The sequence below is a fragment of the Nocardia iowensis genome (assembly GCF_019222765.1).
Lineage (GTDB): Bacteria > Actinomycetota > Actinomycetes > Mycobacteriales > Mycobacteriaceae > Nocardia > Nocardia iowensis.
The window spans coordinates 6285216-6302769 of the sequence record NZ_CP078145.1 but is presented as its reverse complement, the minus strand read 5'-3'; the positions used below and the strand labels follow the sequence as shown (position 1 = coordinate 6302769).

The window sequence follows — 17554 nt, the reverse complement described above, 5'->3', positions numbered from 1 at the left end:
TCGAATCCGGTGATGGCACAGTGGACGCGGGCAGTGCAGCGAACCACGAACGAGCCGAAGGAAACGAGGGTTCAGTGAACTCGGTCGAGACCAACAATTTCGAGCAGTTCCGCGACGACCTGGACGCGGTGGAACGTCGCATCGCCGGGGAGATCGACCCCGGGGTGCGCGCCATGGTGGTCGCGGGCGCGGTGTTCGTCCTGTTGCTCTCGCTGGTGCTGCCGCACGCCGGTGGCGCGCGCGGCTTCGACGTGCTGCTGAGCACCGATGCCGCCCGGTTGGAGCACATCGGCCTGCCGTCGCGGATCTTCGTCTGGTTCCTGGTCGTCTTCGGCGTCGGTTTCTCCACGCTGGCCCTGATGACCCGCCGCTGGTTCCTCGCCTGGATCGCCGTCGCGGGCACCGCCATCACCAGCGTGTTCGGCGTCTTCTCCATCTGGCACCGGCAGACGCCCGGCATCGGCAACTACCAGGGCGCGGGCCCGGCAATCGGGCTCATCCTCGGCACCATCGCCGCGATCGTGCTGACCTTCCACTGGATCCGCGTCGTCTGGAGCCGCACCGCACTGCAACTGGCCGCCGAAGAACAGCGCCGCACCGCGTCGGCCGCCGCCGAGGAACGCGACCGCCGCCGTCTCACCGGCGAAAACTGAACTCGCACAACGACAAGGGCGGGCTTCCGGCAATGCGCTGGAAGCCCGCCTTTGTCGTTCGATGCGTCAGCGGTTGGTGACGGCGCCTTCGGCGGCTTCGGCCCATTCGCGCCACTGCTTGGCCTGTTCGAGGGCCTTCTCGGCATCGCGAGCTTTGCCCGCGGCTTGCGCCTTGGCGGCCTGCTCCTCGAATTGCGCCACCCGCTCCCGGAATTGGGCCGCGCGGGCCATCGCCTCCGGGTCGGTGCGGCGCCACTGCGCGTCGACCGCGTCGCGGACCCGCTTCTCGATGGCGCGCAGCTTGCCTTCCAGTTCCTGCATGCGTTCGCGCGGGACCTTGCCGATGGCGTCCCACTTGTCCTGCAGCTCACGCAGGGCGGCGCGGGCCGCTTCCAAGCCGTTGGCCGGGTCGATGTGCTCGTAGGCTTTCAGCAGTTCTTCCTTGGCGGCCGCGTTCTGGTCGAACTCGGCGTCGCGTTCCGTGACGGCGGCATTGCGGGCGGCGAAGAACACATCCTGAGCGCTCTTGAAGCGCCGCCACAGCGCCTCGTCGGCCTCGCGCGGTGCCCGGCCCGCCGCCTTCCACTCGGCGAGCAGGTCACGGAAGATGCCCGCGGTGCCGACCCAATCGGTCGAACCGGACAGTTCCTCGGCGCGCACGCACAGCTCTTCCTTGCGGGTCTTCGCGGCGGCGCGTTCCCGGTCGAGCTCGGCGAAGTGCGCGCCGCGCCTGCGGTTGAACGCCTCACGGGCCTTGGAGTACCGCTTCCACAGCGCGTCGTCGACCTTGCGGTCCACGCCGCGGATCGACTTCCACTCGTCTAGGATTTCGCGCAGCCGGTCGCCCGCGGCCTTCCACTGGGTGGATTCGGCGGCGATCTTCTCGGCCTCGGCGCACAGCGCTTCCTTGCGCTCGGTGTGCTCGTGTCTGGCCCGGTCCTTCTCCTCCTTGGCATGCGCGGCAGCCTCTTCGGAGTGTTCGGCGATCGCGGCCAAGCGCTTCGCGAGCCCTTCGATATCGCCGATGACGGCGGCGGTGGGCAGCGATTCGGCGAGGGCGACGGCGGCGGCCTTGGTCTTGCGGGCGTCCGCGCCCGCGGCGAGGCGGGCCTCGAGCAGCGCGACCTCGGTGGCCAGATCATCGAACCGGCGACCGAAGTGGGCCAGGCCCTCGGCGGCGTCGCCCGCTTGCCACGAACCGACCTGGCGTTCGCCGTCGGCGGTCTTCACCCAGGCGGTGCCGTCCTCGTCGACCCGGCCCCAGGCACTGGGGTCGGTGACCGTGGGCACGACGACGGGATGCGGGTGCTGAGCCTGGCCCGGGGTCGCGTGCGGCTTGGGCGGTTGGATCGAGCCACCGGGTTTCGGGGCACCGGAAGAGCGCGGCATGGCGCCGGGGCTGGCTTTCGCGGTTCCGTTGCTGTCGGTCATTGCTCCTCGTCCCTGCCGCGCGTCACGGCTGCCTGGTTACGCCCTAGCTCATCCCATTGAACCCGGTCCGAGCCCTTGTGACCATCGACCCATGCCTTCACGCGGAGGAATCTCGGGGATTGCAACCCCTGATGACCTGGGTTGTAGCTCATCGAACAGTATCAATCTCGACCAGCTTTGCGGCAGAGACACTCGAAGCCGGGCGGTACCCGCGGTGCGCATCGGGGCCGCGCGCAACGGTTACGGTTACCACGTGTTCTCGATAGCCGCCCTGGTCCCGTCGCCGCCGATCCTGGTGCCCGAGCTCTGCGGTGCTGCGACCGGCGCGGTTCCCGGTCAGCGCGATGATCCGCGGTGGCGGCTGCGGGCGGCTGTGCTGGCTGCCGCGGCAGCCCTTGCTGCGGTGTCAGACCGGTGGACAGTCGTCGGTACCGGTGCCGCCGACCAGGTGTTCGGGCCGGAGACGGTCGGCACGTTTCGTGGGTTCGGCGCCGACGTGCGGGTCGCGCTGTCGGCGGCCGCGGCGGCCGAGCCTGATGCCCAGCTTCCGCTGCCGGTGTTGATCGCCGGTTGGTTGCGGGGACAGGTTGCGCCGGCCATGAGCGCGGACGCGCGCATCGTCGCCGACGGCACCGCCGCGGACCGCTGCGTCGAGCTAGGCGCGAAACTGCGCGCGGAAGCGGATGGTTCCGACGGGCGCCACGGTGTGCTCGTGGTGGCCGACGGTGCCGCGACCCTGTCGTTGAAGGCTCCCGGCTATTTCGATGAGCGCGCCGCCGCTGTCCAAGACGAACTCGATCGTGCGCTGACCGCCGGTGATCGCGCCGGATTGGCTGCGCTCGATCCCGCACTGTGCGGGGAACTCGTCATGTCCGGCCGGGCCGCCTACCAGGTGCTGGCCGGGTTGTTCGACACTGATCCAATGGTCGAGACGCTGTTCCGGGACGCGCCGTTCGGCGTCGGCTATCAAGTGAGTCTGTGGCGGCCGTGACCGAATCCGGCATCACCCCGATCGCCGTTGTCGGCCCGACCGCCACCGGCAAGTCCGACCTCGGCCTCGACCTCGCCGAACGGCTCGGCGGCGAGATCGTCAACATCGACGCGATGCAGCTCTACCGCGGCATGGACGTCGGGACCGCGAAACTCACCGTCGCCGAGCGGCGTGACATCCCGCATCACCAACTCGATGTCCTCGACGTGACCGAAACCGCGACCGTCGCCGCCTATCAGTCCGCGGCGAGCGCCGACGTGGCGGCGATCATGGCGCGCGGGCACGTCCCGGTCATCGTCGGCGGCTCGATGATGTATGTCCAAGCGCTGCTGGACAAGTGGGAGTTCCCGGCCACCGACCCGGCCGTGCGCGCCCGCTGGGAGACGGTGCTCGCCGAGGGCGGTGTCGAAGCCGTGCACGCCGCGTTGCGGCAGGCCGATCCCGCGGCGGCGGCCACCATCCTGCCCACCGACGGACGCCGCATGGTGCGCGCCCTCGAAGTCGTCGAACTCACCGGCAAGCCGTTCGCCGCCTCGGCGCCGGAGATCGGCAGGCCGCGCTGGGGCACGGTGATCATCGGCGTCGACCGCGACACCGCCGAATTGGACGAGCGGATCGAACGCCGCACCGAGCTGATGTTCGCCGCCGGACTCGTCGACGAAGTACGGGCCCTGATCGACCGCGGCCTGCGCGACGGCGTCACCGCCCGGCGCGCCATCGGCTACGCACAAGTCCTGTCGTACCTCGACAACGAATACGACCTGAAGCACGCGCAAGAACGCACCCTGATCGGCACGCGACGCTACGTCCGGCGGCAGCGCTCGTGGTTCCGTCGCGACCCCAGGGTGCGCTGGGTGAACGGCGCCGCCCCCGATCTGGTGGCGACCACGCTCGCCCTGCTCGACGAGAAAGAACGGACACCGCAGTGACCCGACGTGTGAGCACCCGCAACGCCTCCGTCCAGGTGTGGCAGGCCTACCTCAATAACCGGACCAAACGCCACCGGGACGGCCGCTTCCTGGTACAGGGCGTGCGTCCGATCACCCAGGCCGTCGCCAACGACTGGCCGCTGGAGACGCTGCTCTACCGCCTCGGCGCCCCGGAGCTGTCGAGCTGGGCCAGGGAACTGCTGGACACCAGCGAGGTCCCGCAGGTCGGCCTGGTCCCGGAGTTGATGGCCGAACTCGGCGAAAAGGTCGGCGGCATACCGGAACTGGTGGCCGTCGCGGTGTCGCGGCAGCAGGAACTCGACACCTTCGAGCCGGGGGAGCCGGGTGAGGACGCACCCGTCGTCGTGGTGTTCGATCGCCCGAACTCGCCGGGTAATCTCGGTACGCTGATCCGATCGGCCGACGCGTTCGGCGCCAGCGGCGTGATCGTCACCGGACACGGCGCCGACCAGTACGACCCGCAGGCCGTCCGCGCGTCGACCGGCTCGCTGTTCGCCATGCCGGTGCTGCGCGCGGCCGGGGCCGCACAGGTCGTCGAATTCCGGGACCGGCAGGTGCGCCGTGGCATCCCCACCCGGATCATCGGCACCGACGAGAACGGCCCGCGGGCGGCCTACGACTACGACTTCACCGAGGCCACCATCCTCGTCATCGGCAACGAGACCAGCGGGATGAGCGCCGCCTGGCAGGCGGCCTGCGACGATATGGTGCACATTCCGATGGGCGGCACCGCGAGCTCGCTCGGCGCACCCTCAGCGGCCGCCGTCGCGCTGTACGAAATTTCGCGGCAGCGGCGGACGTTTGCCAAGTGACGACAAGGTAGGGAGAACACGCACGTGTCCGACATCGCGTTCACCAAGGGCCACGGCACCGAGAACGACTTCGTGCTGCTGCCGGATCTCGAGGTTCGGCTGGAGCTGACCGCCGAGCGGGTCAGCGCGCTGTGCGACCGGCAGCGCGGACTGGGCGCCGACGGTGTGCTGAGGGTGGCGCGGGCCGGTGCGTTGCGCGACGCGGGCGTGCTCGCCGAGCTCCCCGACGGGGTGCGCGACAGCGACTGGTTCATGGACTATCGCAACGCCGACGGCTCGATCGCCGAGATGTGCGGGAACGGCACCCGTGTATTCGCGCACTACCTGGTGGCTTCCGGCCTGGAGACGAGGCACGAATTCGTCGTCGGCAGCCGCGCGGGCGGTCGTCCGGCCACCGTGCACGCCGCCACCGCGGTCGACGGTGACGTCACCACCGAGATGGGTGTCGTGCGCGAACTGGGCGAATCCACCGCGACCGTGGCCGGGTGGGGGTACTCCGGCCTCGGCATCGATGTCGGCAACCCACACCTGGCCTGCGTCGATCCCGGCCTGTCCGCGGAAGGGCTGGCCAAACTCGACCTCACCGTGCCGCCCGGCTACGACCCGGACCTGTTCCCGCACGGCGTCAATGTGGAGATCGTGACCGCGCTCGACGCCGACCGCTCTGTCGACATGCGCGTCTACGAACGCGGCGTCGGCGAAACCCGTTCCTGCGGAACCGGGACCGTCGCGGCGGCCGCGGCGGCACTGGCCCGCGACGGTTTCCGGATCGCCACCGACAGCGGGGAGGTGCGCGTGCGGATTCCGGGCGGCGAGGTCACAGTCCGGCTCGCCAACGGCACCGCCTGGCTGCGCGGCCCCTCGGTGCTGGTCGCCTCGGGCACCCTCGCCGAGAGCTGGTGGCAGAGCCGCTGAAACCGCCGGCCCGCGACACACCGGCGGACGGCGTGGGCAATATCCCGATGCGCTATGTCGGTACCTCGTGGGACCATGGACCTTGTATGACGAAAAAGACGTATGAATTCACTCCGGCCGACGACTTCACCGAGGCGGCCGATGACGCCATCCAGCTCGACGATACGGCTACCGACGACGCCGCGACCGGCGATGTGGTCGCCGAGCACGCCGCGCGGATGAAGCGGTCCGGCGGCTGGACCCCCGCCGAGCCGACGGTCGGCGAGATGCAGCTCGACGAACGCAGCTCGCTGCGCCGAGTCGCCGGGCTGTCCACCGAGCTCACCGACATCACCGAGGTCGAGTACCGGCAGCTGCGCCTGGAACGGGTCGTGCTGGTCGGCGTGTGGACCACGGGTAGCGCGGCGCAGGCCGACGCGAGCATGACCGAACTGGCCGCGCTCGCCGAGACCGCAGGCTCCGAGGTGCTCGAAGGACTCATCCAGCGTCGGGACAAGCCGGACCCGGCCACCTACATCGGCTCGGGCAAGGCCGACGAGCTGCGCGCCGTTGTGCTGGAAACCGGAGCCGACACGGTGATCTGCGACGGTGAACTGACCCCGGCGCAGCTGACCGCGCTGGAGAAGGTCGTCAAGGTTAAGGTGATCGACCGGACCGCGCTGATCCTGGACATCTTCGCCCAGCACGCCACCTCCCGCGAGGGCAAGGCGCAGGTCGCGCTGGCCCAGATGGAATACATGCTGCCGCGCCTGCGCGGTTGGGGTGAGTCCATGTCCCGCCAGGCCGGTGGCCGCGCGGGTGGCAACGGTGGCGGTGTGGGTCTGCGTGGTCCCGGTGAGACGAAGATCGAAACCGATCGTCGCCGCATTCGGGAGCGGATGGCCAAGCTGCGCCGCGAGATCCGCGAGATGAAGACCGCGCGCGACACCATGCGGGCCCGCCGCAATTCCAGCGGCATCCCGTCGGTCGCGATCGTCGGTTACACCAACGCGGGCAAGTCCAGCCTGATGAACGCGCTGACCGGCGCCGGACTGCTGGTACAGGACGCACTGTTCGCCACCCTTGACCCGACCACCCGCCGCGCCGATCTCGACGACGGCCGCGAAGTCGTGTTCACCGACACCGTCGGTTTCGTCCGGCACCTGCCGACCCAGCTGGTCGAGGCATTCCGGTCGACGCTGGAGGAAGTGACCGGCGCCGACCTGCTACTGCACGTGGTCGACGGCTCCGACTCGCTGCCCGCCGAACAGATCAAGGCGGTCCGCGAGGTGATCACCGACGTGATCAAGGAGCAGGGCACCGCCGCCCCGCCGGAACTGCTGGTGGTCAACAAGATCGACGCACTTGACCCGATGGCGCTCACCCGCCTGCGCGGCCAACTCCCCGACGCGGCCTTCGTCTCCGCCCACACCGGCCTCGGCATCGACGCCCTGCGCGACCGCCTGGCCGAGGTACTCGGCGGCCTCGACGTAGAAGTCAGTGTCCTGCTCCCGTACAGCCGCGGCGACCTACTCGCCCGAATCCACGCCGACGGCCGCATCATCGCCTCAACCCACGAGGAAGGCGGCACCCGAGTCCACGCCCGCGTCCCCCACTCGTTGGCCGCGGCCCTCTCGGAGTACGCCCACGCAAGCACCGCCGGTGCGCCGGAAACCAACGGCCACGGCCCGGAGTAGAGGTCAGCACCGGCCGGGTGTAGGGGTCAGCACTGGCCGGGCGTAGGGGTCAGCACCGGCCGGGTGTAGCGATCAGCGTCGGCCGGGAGTAGTGATCAGCACTGACCGGAGTGCTGATCGGCACCGACCGGGACCCCACCGAGGGTTTACTCGCACTTTGTCGCAGCATGTCCCCAGCAAGGGGCCTACCGGCGTAGGTAATCGGCCGAGCGGGACTTCACTGAGGGCTCACTTGCACTTCGCCGCAGCCATGTCCCAGCGAGGCACCTACCCGAGTAGGTGATCGGGCGAGTGGGACTTCACTGAGGGCTTACTCGCACTTTGCCGGGAGTCATGTCCCGCTGACCAAACGTGGGGCCGCCCAACGGGCAGCCGTCGTGAGCCGTCTGGCGCATACGAGACATGGTCGCGCGCGAATTGTTTTGGTGCGGCGGAAATTGCTAGCAAATTCGGGGGCGGGGGGAGAATTGGTGCGCGGCAGGCAGGGTGGGGTTTTGGGCGGTGGGGTGCGGGGGCGGGGGCCGATAGCAGACCGGTTGGACTGTGGCTGGGCTCACATTCGGTGCGACACAGTGGATTTCGTTACGGTATCGTTCGGGTCGACATCAGGAGGGATGTATGTCGCACGACCGTTCTGGCTCGGCCGATTCCGGAGTTCGGCCGTCCGGTGCTCTGCTGCTCGACGAACCAGAACTCAGCGATGGTGCGCCGTTGGCGGTTTCGCTGACCGACAGCGATCTTCGAGTGATCGAGGCGCTGCTCGCGCCGTTGCGGGCTTGGACGAGTCCACGGTTCTACGGGCTGGAGAACATTCCGGCCGAGGGTCCCGTCCTGCTCGTCGGCAACCACAACCTGATGGGCGGCATCGACGCCCCGCTGCTGCTGCCCGAGGTGCTGCGCCGCCGCGGTCGCCTGATCCGCGGCCTCGCGGAGAACGTGCTGATCGCGGTCCCCGGCCTGCGGCACTTCCTGCACCGCTACGGCGCGGTCCGCGGCACCCGCGGCAACTGCCTCGCCCTGCTGAAGCGCGGCGACGCCGTGATCGTGTTCCCCGGCGGCGGCCGAGAAGCGGTGCGCCGCAAGAACGAGAAGTACGTCCTCAAATGGGAGGGCCGCACCGGCTTCGCCCGCATGGCCATCGAAGCGGGCGCGCCGATCGTGCCCATCGCGATGATCGGCGTCGACGACGCCTACGACATCGTGATCGACGGCGACCACCCCCTGCTGCGCCCGCTGCGCTGGACCGTCGAAGCCCTCGGCCTCAACCCCGAACTGACACCCCCGCTGCTGCGCGGCCTCGGCCCCACCGCCATCCCGCGCCCCGAACGCTTCTACTTCTCCGCGGGTGCTCCGATCGACCCGGCTCCCTGGCGCGACGCGGAAGACCTCGGCTCGGCCGCAAAGGAATTGCGCGACGTAGTCCGCAAGGCCCTCGAGGAGGAACTGAAATTCCTCTTCGCCGAACGCGCCCGCGACTCCGGCCGCACCCTCCTCGGCCGCATGCGAGGCTGGCTCCAGCGCTGACCGTGGCGCACGGTGCAGGTCAATTCGGTTGTGGCCGTAAGTCATACACCGCGATATTGCCGATACGCGTGGCGGTGTAGTGGTGCGACACCCAGTCCGCGATCTCCGGCTTTCCGGTCACTTGCCACGGCTTGTCGGACGGCGGCGCAGTACCGGGCTGCCCTGGCACTCGCCATGACGCGGGGAGTTGCATCTCCTGCACCAGGTAATAGGTCAGTTGATGACGGGCCACGATCTCCTGGAACTGCTCGAGCGTCGGCACCGGATCCTGCGTAGCGAACCCGCCGATCGCGATCACCGGTGTGCGGCTGGCCAATTCCAGTGCGGCGGCGATCGATCCCCGATCCACCGCGGCCGACCAGGTGGTCGTCGTGTTCATCAGCATCGTGACGAGCTGCGGATTGGTGAACGCCCCACCATCGGCGAAGTTCTGCGTCTGCCGCCGGATGAGAGCCGCGATCCCGGTCTCCACGGGTTTGGCCGGACCGACAACGGGACTGCGCCCGCCGTGCGCCTGAGGCAGCGTCGCCGCCGCATAGGCGGTCGACCCGCCGAGTCCAGCGAGCACGCCGATGACCACCAAAACCGTTGTCGCCCTAGCGCACACCGTACGCCACGCAGCCGTGGCCGGTATCGCCGTAATCACCAGACCGAACGCGGCGACTACCGCGGTCGCCGCGATCGTCCAGCGCAGCCATGGCATCCAATCGGAATTCCGTTGCAGCACAACGAAAGCCCACACCCCCATGGTCAAAACGAGAGCAGCGGCGCCGAGCTTGCCGAACGCCTCCTCGCGCCGCAGCCACAGCTCGTGCACGCCGACGGCGACCGTCCCGGCCGCCGCGGGTGCGAGCGCGAGTGTGTAATACGAGTGCTCGATAGCCCCCATCGCACTGAACGCGCCGCCGACGATGATCAGCCACAGCCCGAAGACCAGCGCCGCACCACGAATCGGATCGGTGCGCGGCAACCCCCACCGCGAGGCGAGGACCAGCACGAACGCCAACAGCGCGGCAGGAACCAACCACGAGATCTCGAACCCGCTCTCACCCGTGAACAGTCGGCCGAGCCCCGGCGACCCGAAATCATTGAAGCTCTGCAACAGCCCTGGCGGCGCTTGGTAACCGGACGGCAGATCGATCCGACCGGCCGAGGGAGTATGGCCGAGAAACCGGCCGAAGCCGTTGAACCCCAGCACCGAATCCATGAACGTGTTGTCCGAAGACCCGGCCAGGTACGGCCGCGACGAGGGCGGCCAGACGGCAGTGAGCAGCACATACCAGCCGGCCGAAACGATCAGCGCCGAAGCGCCACCGACCAAGTGCCACAACCGATTCCGCAACGAGGTAGGCGCGACGATCAGGTAGGTGAGCGCCAGCGCCGGCAGCACCATCAGCCCTTCGAGCAGCTTCGCCAGAAACGCGAACCCGAGCGCGACACCGGCCAGCATCAACCAGCGCCCGTTCGCCCGCTCCAGCGCCCTGATCGTGCAGTAGGCGGACGCGGTCATCAACAGCACCAGCACCGCGTCCGGGTGATTGAACCGAAACATCATGGCCGCCACCGGAGTTGCCGCCAGCGCCAGACCGGCGAGCAGTCCGGCGCCTCGGCTGCCGGTCGCGCGCGTCACCGCCGCGTGCAACAGCGCCACCGCGCCGACCGCCATCAGCGCCTGCGGTACCAGCATGCTCGCGCTGCTGAACCCGAACAGCTGCCCGGACAGCCCCATGATCCACTGGGACACCGGTGGCTTGTCGACGGTGATGAAGTTGCCTGGGTCGAGCGATCCGAACAGCAGTGCCTTCCAGTTCTGTGCCCCGGACCAGGCCGCCCCCGCGTAGTAGTTGTTGGCCATCCCGTTGACGGTGATGTGCCACAGGTACGTGATCGCGGTACCGAGCAGCAGCACTGCCAGTCCGAGACGTTCCACCGGACGCGCCGGTGGCAGGGTTGTTGAGCCGGGGGAAGAGGCAACGGAGCCGGTCGGAGCCGTCGCGATGAGGGTCGCCGCCATGGCCCAACCGTCGCATGCCGATGTTCACCAAAAGTTGGACAGCGGGTTAACACCGCGTCGAAATTCTGTGGTCGAGGACACCGCCGCGCCCGTGTGGTTTGTCAGGAATCTCGATCTTCTTCCGAGACTGCTGGCACCACTCCTGGTGAGGCAACGATTCCAGCCCAGAAGTGAACTGTGATTCTCGTTCCGGGTACCGTATGGGACAACGACGGTCGGTGTGGACCGGCCCGTGTGGTCACTAGGAGGTTGGTGTGGAGCGCACACTGTTCGAACCCGAACACGATTTGTTCCGGGAGTCGTTCCGCAAGTTTCTCGATCAGCACGTCGCACCGAACCACGCGAAGTGGGAAGAGCAGGGGATCGTCGACCGCTCGGTCTGGCTCGAGGCCGGCAAGCAGGGCTTCCTCGGGATGGCCATGCCGGAGGAGTACGGCGGCGGCGGGGTCAAGGATTTCCGCTACAACGCGATCGTCGCCGAGGAGTCGGTCCGCGGCCAGTACTCCGGCCTCGGTTTCGCGCTGCACAACGATGTGATCGCACCGTATCTGCTGGAACTGGCCAACGAGGAGCAGAAGCAGCGCTGGCTGCCCGGCTTCTGTGCCGGTGAGATCATCACCGCGATCGCGATGACCGAGCCCGGTACCGGTTCCGACCTACAGGGCATCAAGACCCGCGCGGTCCGTGACGGTGACGACTGGGTGCTCAACGGCGCCAAGACGTTCATTACCAACGGCATCAACTCCGACATCGTCATCGTGGTCGCGCAGACCGACCCCGATAAGGGCGCGATGGGCTTCAGCTTGCTCGTCGTCGAGCGCGGCATGCCCGGCTTCGAGCGCGGTCGCAACCTGGACAAGCTCGGCCTGAAGGCGCAGGACACCGCGGAGCTGAGCTTCACCGACGTGCGCGTCCCCGCCGCCAACCTGCTCGGCCAGGAGGGTGCGGGCTTCATCCACCTGATGCAGAACCTGCCGCAGGAGCGCCTGTCCATCGCCGTGATGGCGGCCGCCGCGATGGAGGCGTGCCTGGACATGACCATCCAGTACGTGCGCGACCGCAAGGCCTTCGGCAAGCCGATCGGCACCTTCCAGAACACCCGTTTCGTCCTCGCCGAACTGGCCACCAAGACCACGGCCGTCCGCGTCCTGGTCGACCGCTTCATCGAAGACCTCAACGCGGGCAGGCTCTCCGTCGAGGACGCCGCGATGGCCAAGTGGTGGAGCACCGAGGAGCAGGTCGAGCTCATCGACCGCTGTCTCCAGCTGCACGGAGGCTACGGCTACATGAAGGAATACCCGATCGCCAAGGCTTACATGGACGCTCGTGTCCAGACCATCTACGGCGGCACCACCGAGATCATGAAGGAAATCATCGGGCGCAGCTTGAAACTGTCCTGATAGGAGGCGGTTTCGGCGGCCGTCCGGTCCGAAACCGGTTCTGTTCCATGGCGGTATCCCTCAGGGGGTACCGCCATTTCACTGTCTGCGGATCCCGGCTCGGCCGTTGCACGAAGACGGATAACCGTGCTTCTAAGTATCGCCGCCTACGGATAAAGCAAGATCGCTCGAAAGGCACAGCTGTCATTCGCGAATGCCCTCGGATGAAAGCCGCCGGGCGCTCATTCTGCTTTTACCAGTGTTTCGTTTCAGTGGCTAATTCGGCGGATTTGTCGGTGGCACCCGCGATACTGTCGACGCGGCCGACGGCGCACCGCCGCCGCTGCATATGCCGTTGATGTTCAGCTACTGAGCCCTAGCGAAGGAGGTTGGCGTTGAACTCGATAACCATGGCGGTCAGCGATGGCGTGACGATCACCAAACGAAACCTGATCAAGATCAAGCGGGTGCCCGACCTGCTGGTATTCACGACCTTGTCGCCGATCATGTTCGTGCTGCTCTTCGCCTTCGTGCTCGGCAGCATGATCGACATGCCGGGCATGAGCTACCGGGAGTTCTTGATCGCGGGCATCTTCGCGCAAACAGTGATCTTCGGCGGCACCTGGACCGGCCTCGGCATGGCCGAAGACATCCAGAAGGGCATCATCGACCGTTTTCGATCCCTGCCGATGTCCTCCTCGGCCGTCCTCGTCGGACGAACGGTCAGCGACGTCTTCATCAACGTGATCAGCCTCGTCGTCATGGGGCTCACCGGGCTACTGGTCGGCTGGCGAGTACGAACCTCGCTGCTGGAAGCGCTCGCGGGCTTCGGGATCCTGCTCTTGTTCGCCTACGCGCTGTCCTGGGTCATGGCCATCGTCGGGCTGGCGATCCGCACACCGGAGGTCTACAACAACGCGGTATTCATGATCATCTTCCCGGCCACCTTCGTGGCGAATACCTTCGTGGATCCGAGTCGGCTGCCCACCGTGCTGAGGGTGATAGCCGAATGGAATCCGGTATCAGCGGTCGTCCAGGCCTCCCGAGTGCTGTTCGGAAACACCCATCCATCAATGCCCGCCTCGGACGTCTGGCCGATGCAGCATCCGGTCGCGGCCTCCTTGCTCTGGAGCGCGCTGATCCTGGTGATCTCGGTGCCCTTGGCGATCCGCCAGTACAAGAAGGCGGTGAGCCGGTAGCGATCAGGTCGGTGTCGCTACTGCCGTGGGTCGGCCGCGATCCAGCGATACCGGCGTTCGGGCCGCCCGGTCCCGCCATAGCGCAAGCGCACCTCGGCGCGGTCGGTCTCCGCGAAATGCTCGAGATACCTACGGGCACTGACCCGGGACAGCGCGGCGGCGTCGGCGCATTCCTGGGCGGACAGATCCGATTCGGCCGCGCGCAGAACGCCTGCAACCAGTTCCGCCGTCTGCGCGGTCAAGCCCTTCGGCAGCGTCGCCGAGCCGCGCGGGCGACCCGCGAAGACCTGATCCACGTCCGATTGCGCGGCGCGCGAGAGCACACCGAGCTTGGTGTGCAGTACGGCGAAATGCTGGAGCTGGTCATAGAGCGCGCCATAAGTGAACGGCTTGATCAGATAGTGCAGCACTCCACCGCGCATGGCGGCGCGGATGGTGTCCACGTCGTCGGCGGCACTGATCACCACCACGTCGGTCGCCTCGGCGCTTTCACGGATACCGCGCAGCACCGACAACCCGTCGATGTCGGGCAGATAGATATCCAGCAGCACCAGGTCGGGACGTAGTTCGCCGATCATGCGCAGCGCGTCCGCACCGGTGCGTGCCACGCCCGCGACGGCGAAACCCGGTGTCTTCGAGACGTACCCGCTGTGCACCTTCGCCACCATGAAGTCGTCATCGACGATGAGTACCCGAATCATCCACGCCCCTCCGGGACCATCGGCAGGGTCGCCGTGAACACCGCGCCCTCGGCGTTGTGCACCGAGACGACGCCGCCGCGCCGGACGCAGGCCTGCCGGGTGATCGCCAAACCGAGGCCGCGCTGGCCGCCTTCCTCGGCGGCTTTGGTGGTGAAGCCGTGCCGGAACACTTCCTGTGCGATCTCGGGGGCAACGCCGGGACCGGAGTCGCGGACCACCACGTGCACCGCGGCGTCCGACTGCCGCAGATCCACCTCGATCCACCCCGTGCTCGTACCGGGACCGGGTAGCGCGTCCAGCGCGTTGTCCACGAGATTGCCGAGCACCGTGACGATGTCGGCGGACAAAGCGGTGTCCACCTCACCAAGCTCACTCGATTCGGCCAACCGCAAGCCGACCCCCTGTTCGGCGGCGAGGCTGGCTTTGGCGATCAACAGCGCGGCTACCGCAGGATCGCCGACCTTACTGGTCACCCGAGCCTGCCACTGGTCGCGATTGGCACTGACCCGGTCGACATAGCGATGCACCTCGTCGTATTCCCCGAGCTCGATCAGTCCCGCGATGGTGTGCAGCCGGTTGCTGAACTCGTGCGCCTGGGCACGCAGCGTGTCCGCGGTGTTCCGATTCTCGGTCAGTTGATCTTGCAACCGAACCAGTTCGGTCCGATCACGCAGTGTGACAACGGCACCCAGCGTGTGCTGATCCCACCGGATCGGGGTCCTGTTCATCACCAGCACCTTGCCGCGGCGCAGTCCGATCAGGTCGGCGCCCTCGGCTTTGCCGGTGAACACGTCGAGGATCCGCTCGTTGAGCCCGAGCTCGTAGACGCTGCGCCCGACCACATCGCCGAGCGTCAGCAGCGCCTTGGCCTGATCGTTGACCAACGTGATTCGTTGCTGCTGATCCAACCCGACAACGCCCTCCCGGATTCCGTGCAACATCGCCTCGCGGTGTTCGACGAGCCCGGTGATTTCGGCGGGCTCCAACCCGAAGGTCTGTCGTTTCAGCCACCAGGCGACCGACAGCGAACCGGCGACACCGACGGCGGACGCGATGCCCAGCAGGCTGAGCAGCCCGGGAAACGACTCGACCAGGATCTGCCACATGGCGGGCTGTTTCTTTTGCGCCGCAACGTAACCCACCAGCCGGTGCTGCTCCTGTGCGATCACCGGGACGTGCGCGATCACCGAGCCGTCGATCTCGCCGACCCAGGCCCGGCCGTCGGTCACTGTCGAACCGGCCAATCGCAGTGGCCTGCTGATCTCGGCCGGGTCCTGCGAGGTGAGCACCTTGCCGTCGGCTCTGGCGATCGCCACCACATCGGCACCGGAGGCCACCTGCGCCGCTGCGGCGAAGGGCGCCAGCCGTAGGTGTTGCTTCGGATCGCCCAGCAGCACACGCAGACTCGGGTTGGCGGCGACATCCTCGGCGATGCCGAGCATCCGCCGCGACTCGGTGTTCCGGAACGTCTCGCTCACCTGCGCGACCACCACCGCGGCGACCGCGGCGAGCAGCACGAGCACGATCAGCAATTGCAGGGCCAGCAATTGACGCGCCAGCGAGCCCTTCTTGCCCACGTCTACCTCGTACCTCCTGGCCCATCGCCTGCCGCCAGTCTCACCGAAACGTGCTGAGCGCGTGCCGCATTCAGCGTGAACTCTATGACCACAACGACCGTTTCGGCCGCAAAGCTGACAGAACCGGGTGGGCCAGCTCACAATTCGGCCAGCTCAACGATGCGAGATGAGGATCGACAGTGAGAACTCCGAAGCTGCTGACCGCCTGTATAGGTGTCTTCGTGGCAGTCGCGCTGACGGCGTGCAATGGCGCGGGCGGCTCGGCCGACAAGCTGACCGGCGTCCGGATCATGGTGCCCAATTCCCCGGGCGGCGGGTACGACATCACCGCCCGCACCTCCGCGAAGACGATGGAGGAGGCCGGAATCGCCCGCTCGGTCGAGGTTTTCAACCTGCCGGGCGCAGGCGGCACCGTTGGCCTGGGCCGACTGGTCGGCGAGAACGGCAACGGCAAGTTGGTCATGCAGATGGGCCTGGGAGTCGTCGGCAGCGTCTATACGAACAAATCGCCGTCGAAGCTGTCCGACACCACGCCGATCGCCCGGCTGCTCGAAGAGCCCGACATCATCGTGGTGTCGAAGAATTCCAAGTACACCGACATCAAGCAGTTGGTCGGCGAGTGGAAGGCCAATCCGGGGGCGGTCCCCGTCGGCGGTGGCTCCGCGCCGGGCGGTCCTGATCACCTGGCGCCGATGCTGGTGGCCAAGGCCATCGGTATCGAACCGCGACAGGTCAATTACGTGCCGTTCGACGGTGGCGGCGAACTGCTGGCTTCGGTGCTCGGCAACAAGATTGCCTTCGGCGTTTCGGGAGTCGGCGAATACCTCGACCAGATCCAGGCCGGTGAGCTGCGGGTGCTCGCGGTGACCGGTGCCAAGCGGATCGCGGGCGTCGACGCGCCGACCCTGAAAGAGGCCGGTATCAACGTCGAATTCACCAACTGGCGCGGTGTCGTCGCGCCGCCGGGCATCAGCGACGCCGATCGCAAGGCGCTGGTCGATGCCTACACGAAGATGCACGACTCGGCCCAGTGGAAGGACGCGGTCAGCACGAACGGCTGGGGCGACGCGTTCCTGACCGGTGCCGAGTTCGGCACCTTCATCCAGCAGCAGACCGACCAGGTCGGCTCGGTGCTGAAGGAACTGGGGCTGGGATGAGCACCGGCGGACCGGCGGGCAGCGGTCCCGGGACGAGCGCTGGTGAGCAGGAGCGCGGCGAGGGGACGGCGAGCGGCGGCCTGACCGATTGGCTGCGTGAGCGTTCCGAGCTCGCTGTGGCCGCGTTGCTCGCCGGCGCGGGCGCCGTGGTGATCGTCGACGCCATGACGATGTCGACGAACTTCACCCAGCGTGGCCCGGTCGGGCCGAAGGCAATGCCGTTGGCGGTGGGTGCGCTGCTCCTGCTGGTCGCCGTCGTGCTGGCCATCGATGTGTTGCGCGGCGGGAAGGGGGAGGCGGAGGGCGGCGAAGACATCGACCTGTCCACGCCGCCGGAGTGGCGAACCGTCGCGCTGTTGGTCGGCGTGTTCGTCGCCAATATCGTGCTCATCGACATCGTCGGCTTCCCGATCGCGGGCACGCTGTTGTTCTGGGGTGCGGCCTACGCGTTGGGTAGCAGGCACTGGTTACGTGACCCGCTGGTCGCGGTCATTCTCGCGCTGGTCACCCACGTCGTCTTCGTGCAGCTGCTCGGCGTCGCGCTGCCCGGCGGCCCGCTCGAGCGGGTGATCTGA

Annotated in this window: 15 protein-coding genes; 11 read left to right on the top strand and 4 right to left on the bottom strand. The window is 67.7% G+C overall.

Annotated features, from left to right (window positions below; all coding sequences use genetic code 11):
- Positions 1-74 precede the first annotated feature (74 nt).
- A complete protein-coding gene (locus KV110_RS29000) occupies positions 75-653 on the top strand; it encodes an Rv2732c family membrane protein (RefSeq protein ID WP_246634051.1) in 579 nt (192 codons plus the stop codon).
- A 66-nt stretch (positions 654-719) separates the two neighbouring features.
- Here KV110_RS29000 and KV110_RS28995 read toward each other — a convergent pair whose 3' ends face one another.
- Positions 720-2084 carry a DUF349 domain-containing protein gene (locus KV110_RS28995; RefSeq protein ID WP_218470392.1) on the bottom strand — a complete coding sequence of 455 codons (1365 nt, stop codon included), beginning with the start codon at positions 2082-2084 and terminating at the stop codon, positions 720-722.
- A 214-nt stretch (positions 2085-2298) separates the two neighbouring features.
- Between KV110_RS28995 and KV110_RS28990 the strand changes: the two genes are divergently transcribed.
- From KV110_RS28990 to KV110_RS28965, 6 genes are all read left to right on the top strand, one after another.
- On the top strand, positions 2299-3075 hold the full coding sequence (locus KV110_RS28990; RefSeq protein ID WP_246634050.1) for a class III extradiol ring-cleavage dioxygenase family protein: 777 nt from the start codon (positions 2299-2301) through the stop codon (positions 3073-3075).
- Complete coding sequence (miaA, locus tag KV110_RS28985; protein ID WP_393538293.1) at positions 3072-4004, top strand: tRNA (adenosine(37)-N6)-dimethylallyltransferase MiaA; 933 nt, start codon at positions 3072-3074, stop codon at positions 4002-4004. The genes KV110_RS28990 and miaA overlap by 4 nt, the downstream gene beginning before the upstream one ends.
- A complete protein-coding gene (locus KV110_RS28980; protein ID WP_218470390.1) occupies positions 4001-4837 on the top strand; it encodes a TrmH family RNA methyltransferase in 837 nt (278 codons plus the stop codon). Before miaA ends, KV110_RS28980 begins: the two co-directional genes overlap by 4 nt.
- A gap of 33 nt (positions 4838-4870) precedes the next feature.
- The gene (gene dapF, locus KV110_RS28975) at positions 4871-5752 is read left to right on the top strand and encodes a diaminopimelate epimerase (RefSeq protein ID WP_218479018.1); all 882 of its coding nucleotides are present in this window, start codon (positions 4871-4873) and stop codon (positions 5750-5752) included.
- Positions 5753-5970: 218 nt separating this feature from the next.
- Positions 5971-7428 carry a GTPase HflX gene (gene hflX, locus KV110_RS28970; protein WP_246634795.1) on the top strand — a complete coding sequence of 486 codons (1458 nt, stop codon included), beginning with the start codon at positions 5971-5973 and terminating at the stop codon, positions 7426-7428.
- A gap of 618 nt (positions 7429-8046) precedes the next feature.
- Positions 8047-8952 (top strand): lysophospholipid acyltransferase family protein, encoded by a 906-nt coding sequence (locus KV110_RS28965; protein ID WP_218470388.1) that lies wholly within the window; start codon positions 8047-8049, stop codon positions 8950-8952.
- A gap of 19 nt (positions 8953-8971) precedes the next feature.
- On the opposite strand, the gene KV110_RS28960 is transcribed toward KV110_RS28965, so the two are convergent.
- Positions 8972-10966: a glycosyltransferase family 39 protein gene (locus KV110_RS28960; RefSeq protein ID WP_218470387.1), complete on the bottom strand. Its 1995-nt coding sequence runs from the start codon at positions 10964-10966 to the stop codon at positions 8972-8974.
- A gap of 254 nt (positions 10967-11220) precedes the next feature.
- Between KV110_RS28960 and KV110_RS28955 the strand changes: the two genes are divergently transcribed.
- Together KV110_RS28955 and KV110_RS28950 are read left to right on the top strand one after the other, a co-directional pair.
- Complete coding sequence (locus KV110_RS28955; RefSeq protein WP_218470386.1) at positions 11221-12366, top strand: acyl-CoA dehydrogenase family protein; 1146 nt, start codon at positions 11221-11223, stop codon at positions 12364-12366.
- A gap of 389 nt (positions 12367-12755) precedes the next feature.
- Positions 12756-13544, top strand: a complete 789-nt coding sequence (locus KV110_RS28950; protein WP_218479016.1) for an ABC transporter permease — start codon at positions 12756-12758, stop codon at positions 13542-13544.
- 17 nt (positions 13545-13561) lie between these two features.
- On the opposite strand, the gene KV110_RS28945 is transcribed toward KV110_RS28950, so the two are convergent.
- Positions 13562-14245 (bottom strand): response regulator, encoded by a 684-nt coding sequence (locus tag KV110_RS28945; RefSeq protein ID WP_218470385.1) that lies wholly within the window; start codon positions 14243-14245, stop codon positions 13562-13564.
- The gene (locus KV110_RS28940; protein ID WP_218470384.1) at positions 14242-15822 is read right to left on the bottom strand and encodes a sensor histidine kinase; all 1581 of its coding nucleotides are present in this window, start codon (positions 15820-15822) and stop codon (positions 14242-14244) included. Before KV110_RS28940 ends, KV110_RS28945 begins: the two co-directional genes overlap by 4 nt.
- A gap of 179 nt (positions 15823-16001) precedes the next feature.
- Here KV110_RS28940 and KV110_RS28935 point away from each other — a divergent pair, with 179 nt between their 5' ends.
- Positions 16002-16979 (top strand): Bug family tripartite tricarboxylate transporter substrate binding protein, encoded by a 978-nt coding sequence (locus KV110_RS28935; protein ID WP_218470383.1) that lies wholly within the window; start codon positions 16002-16004, stop codon positions 16977-16979.
- Positions 16976-17554, top strand: a complete 579-nt coding sequence (locus KV110_RS28930) for a tripartite tricarboxylate transporter TctB family protein (protein WP_218470382.1) — start codon at positions 16976-16978, stop codon at positions 17552-17554. The genes KV110_RS28935 and KV110_RS28930 overlap by 4 nt, the downstream gene beginning before the upstream one ends.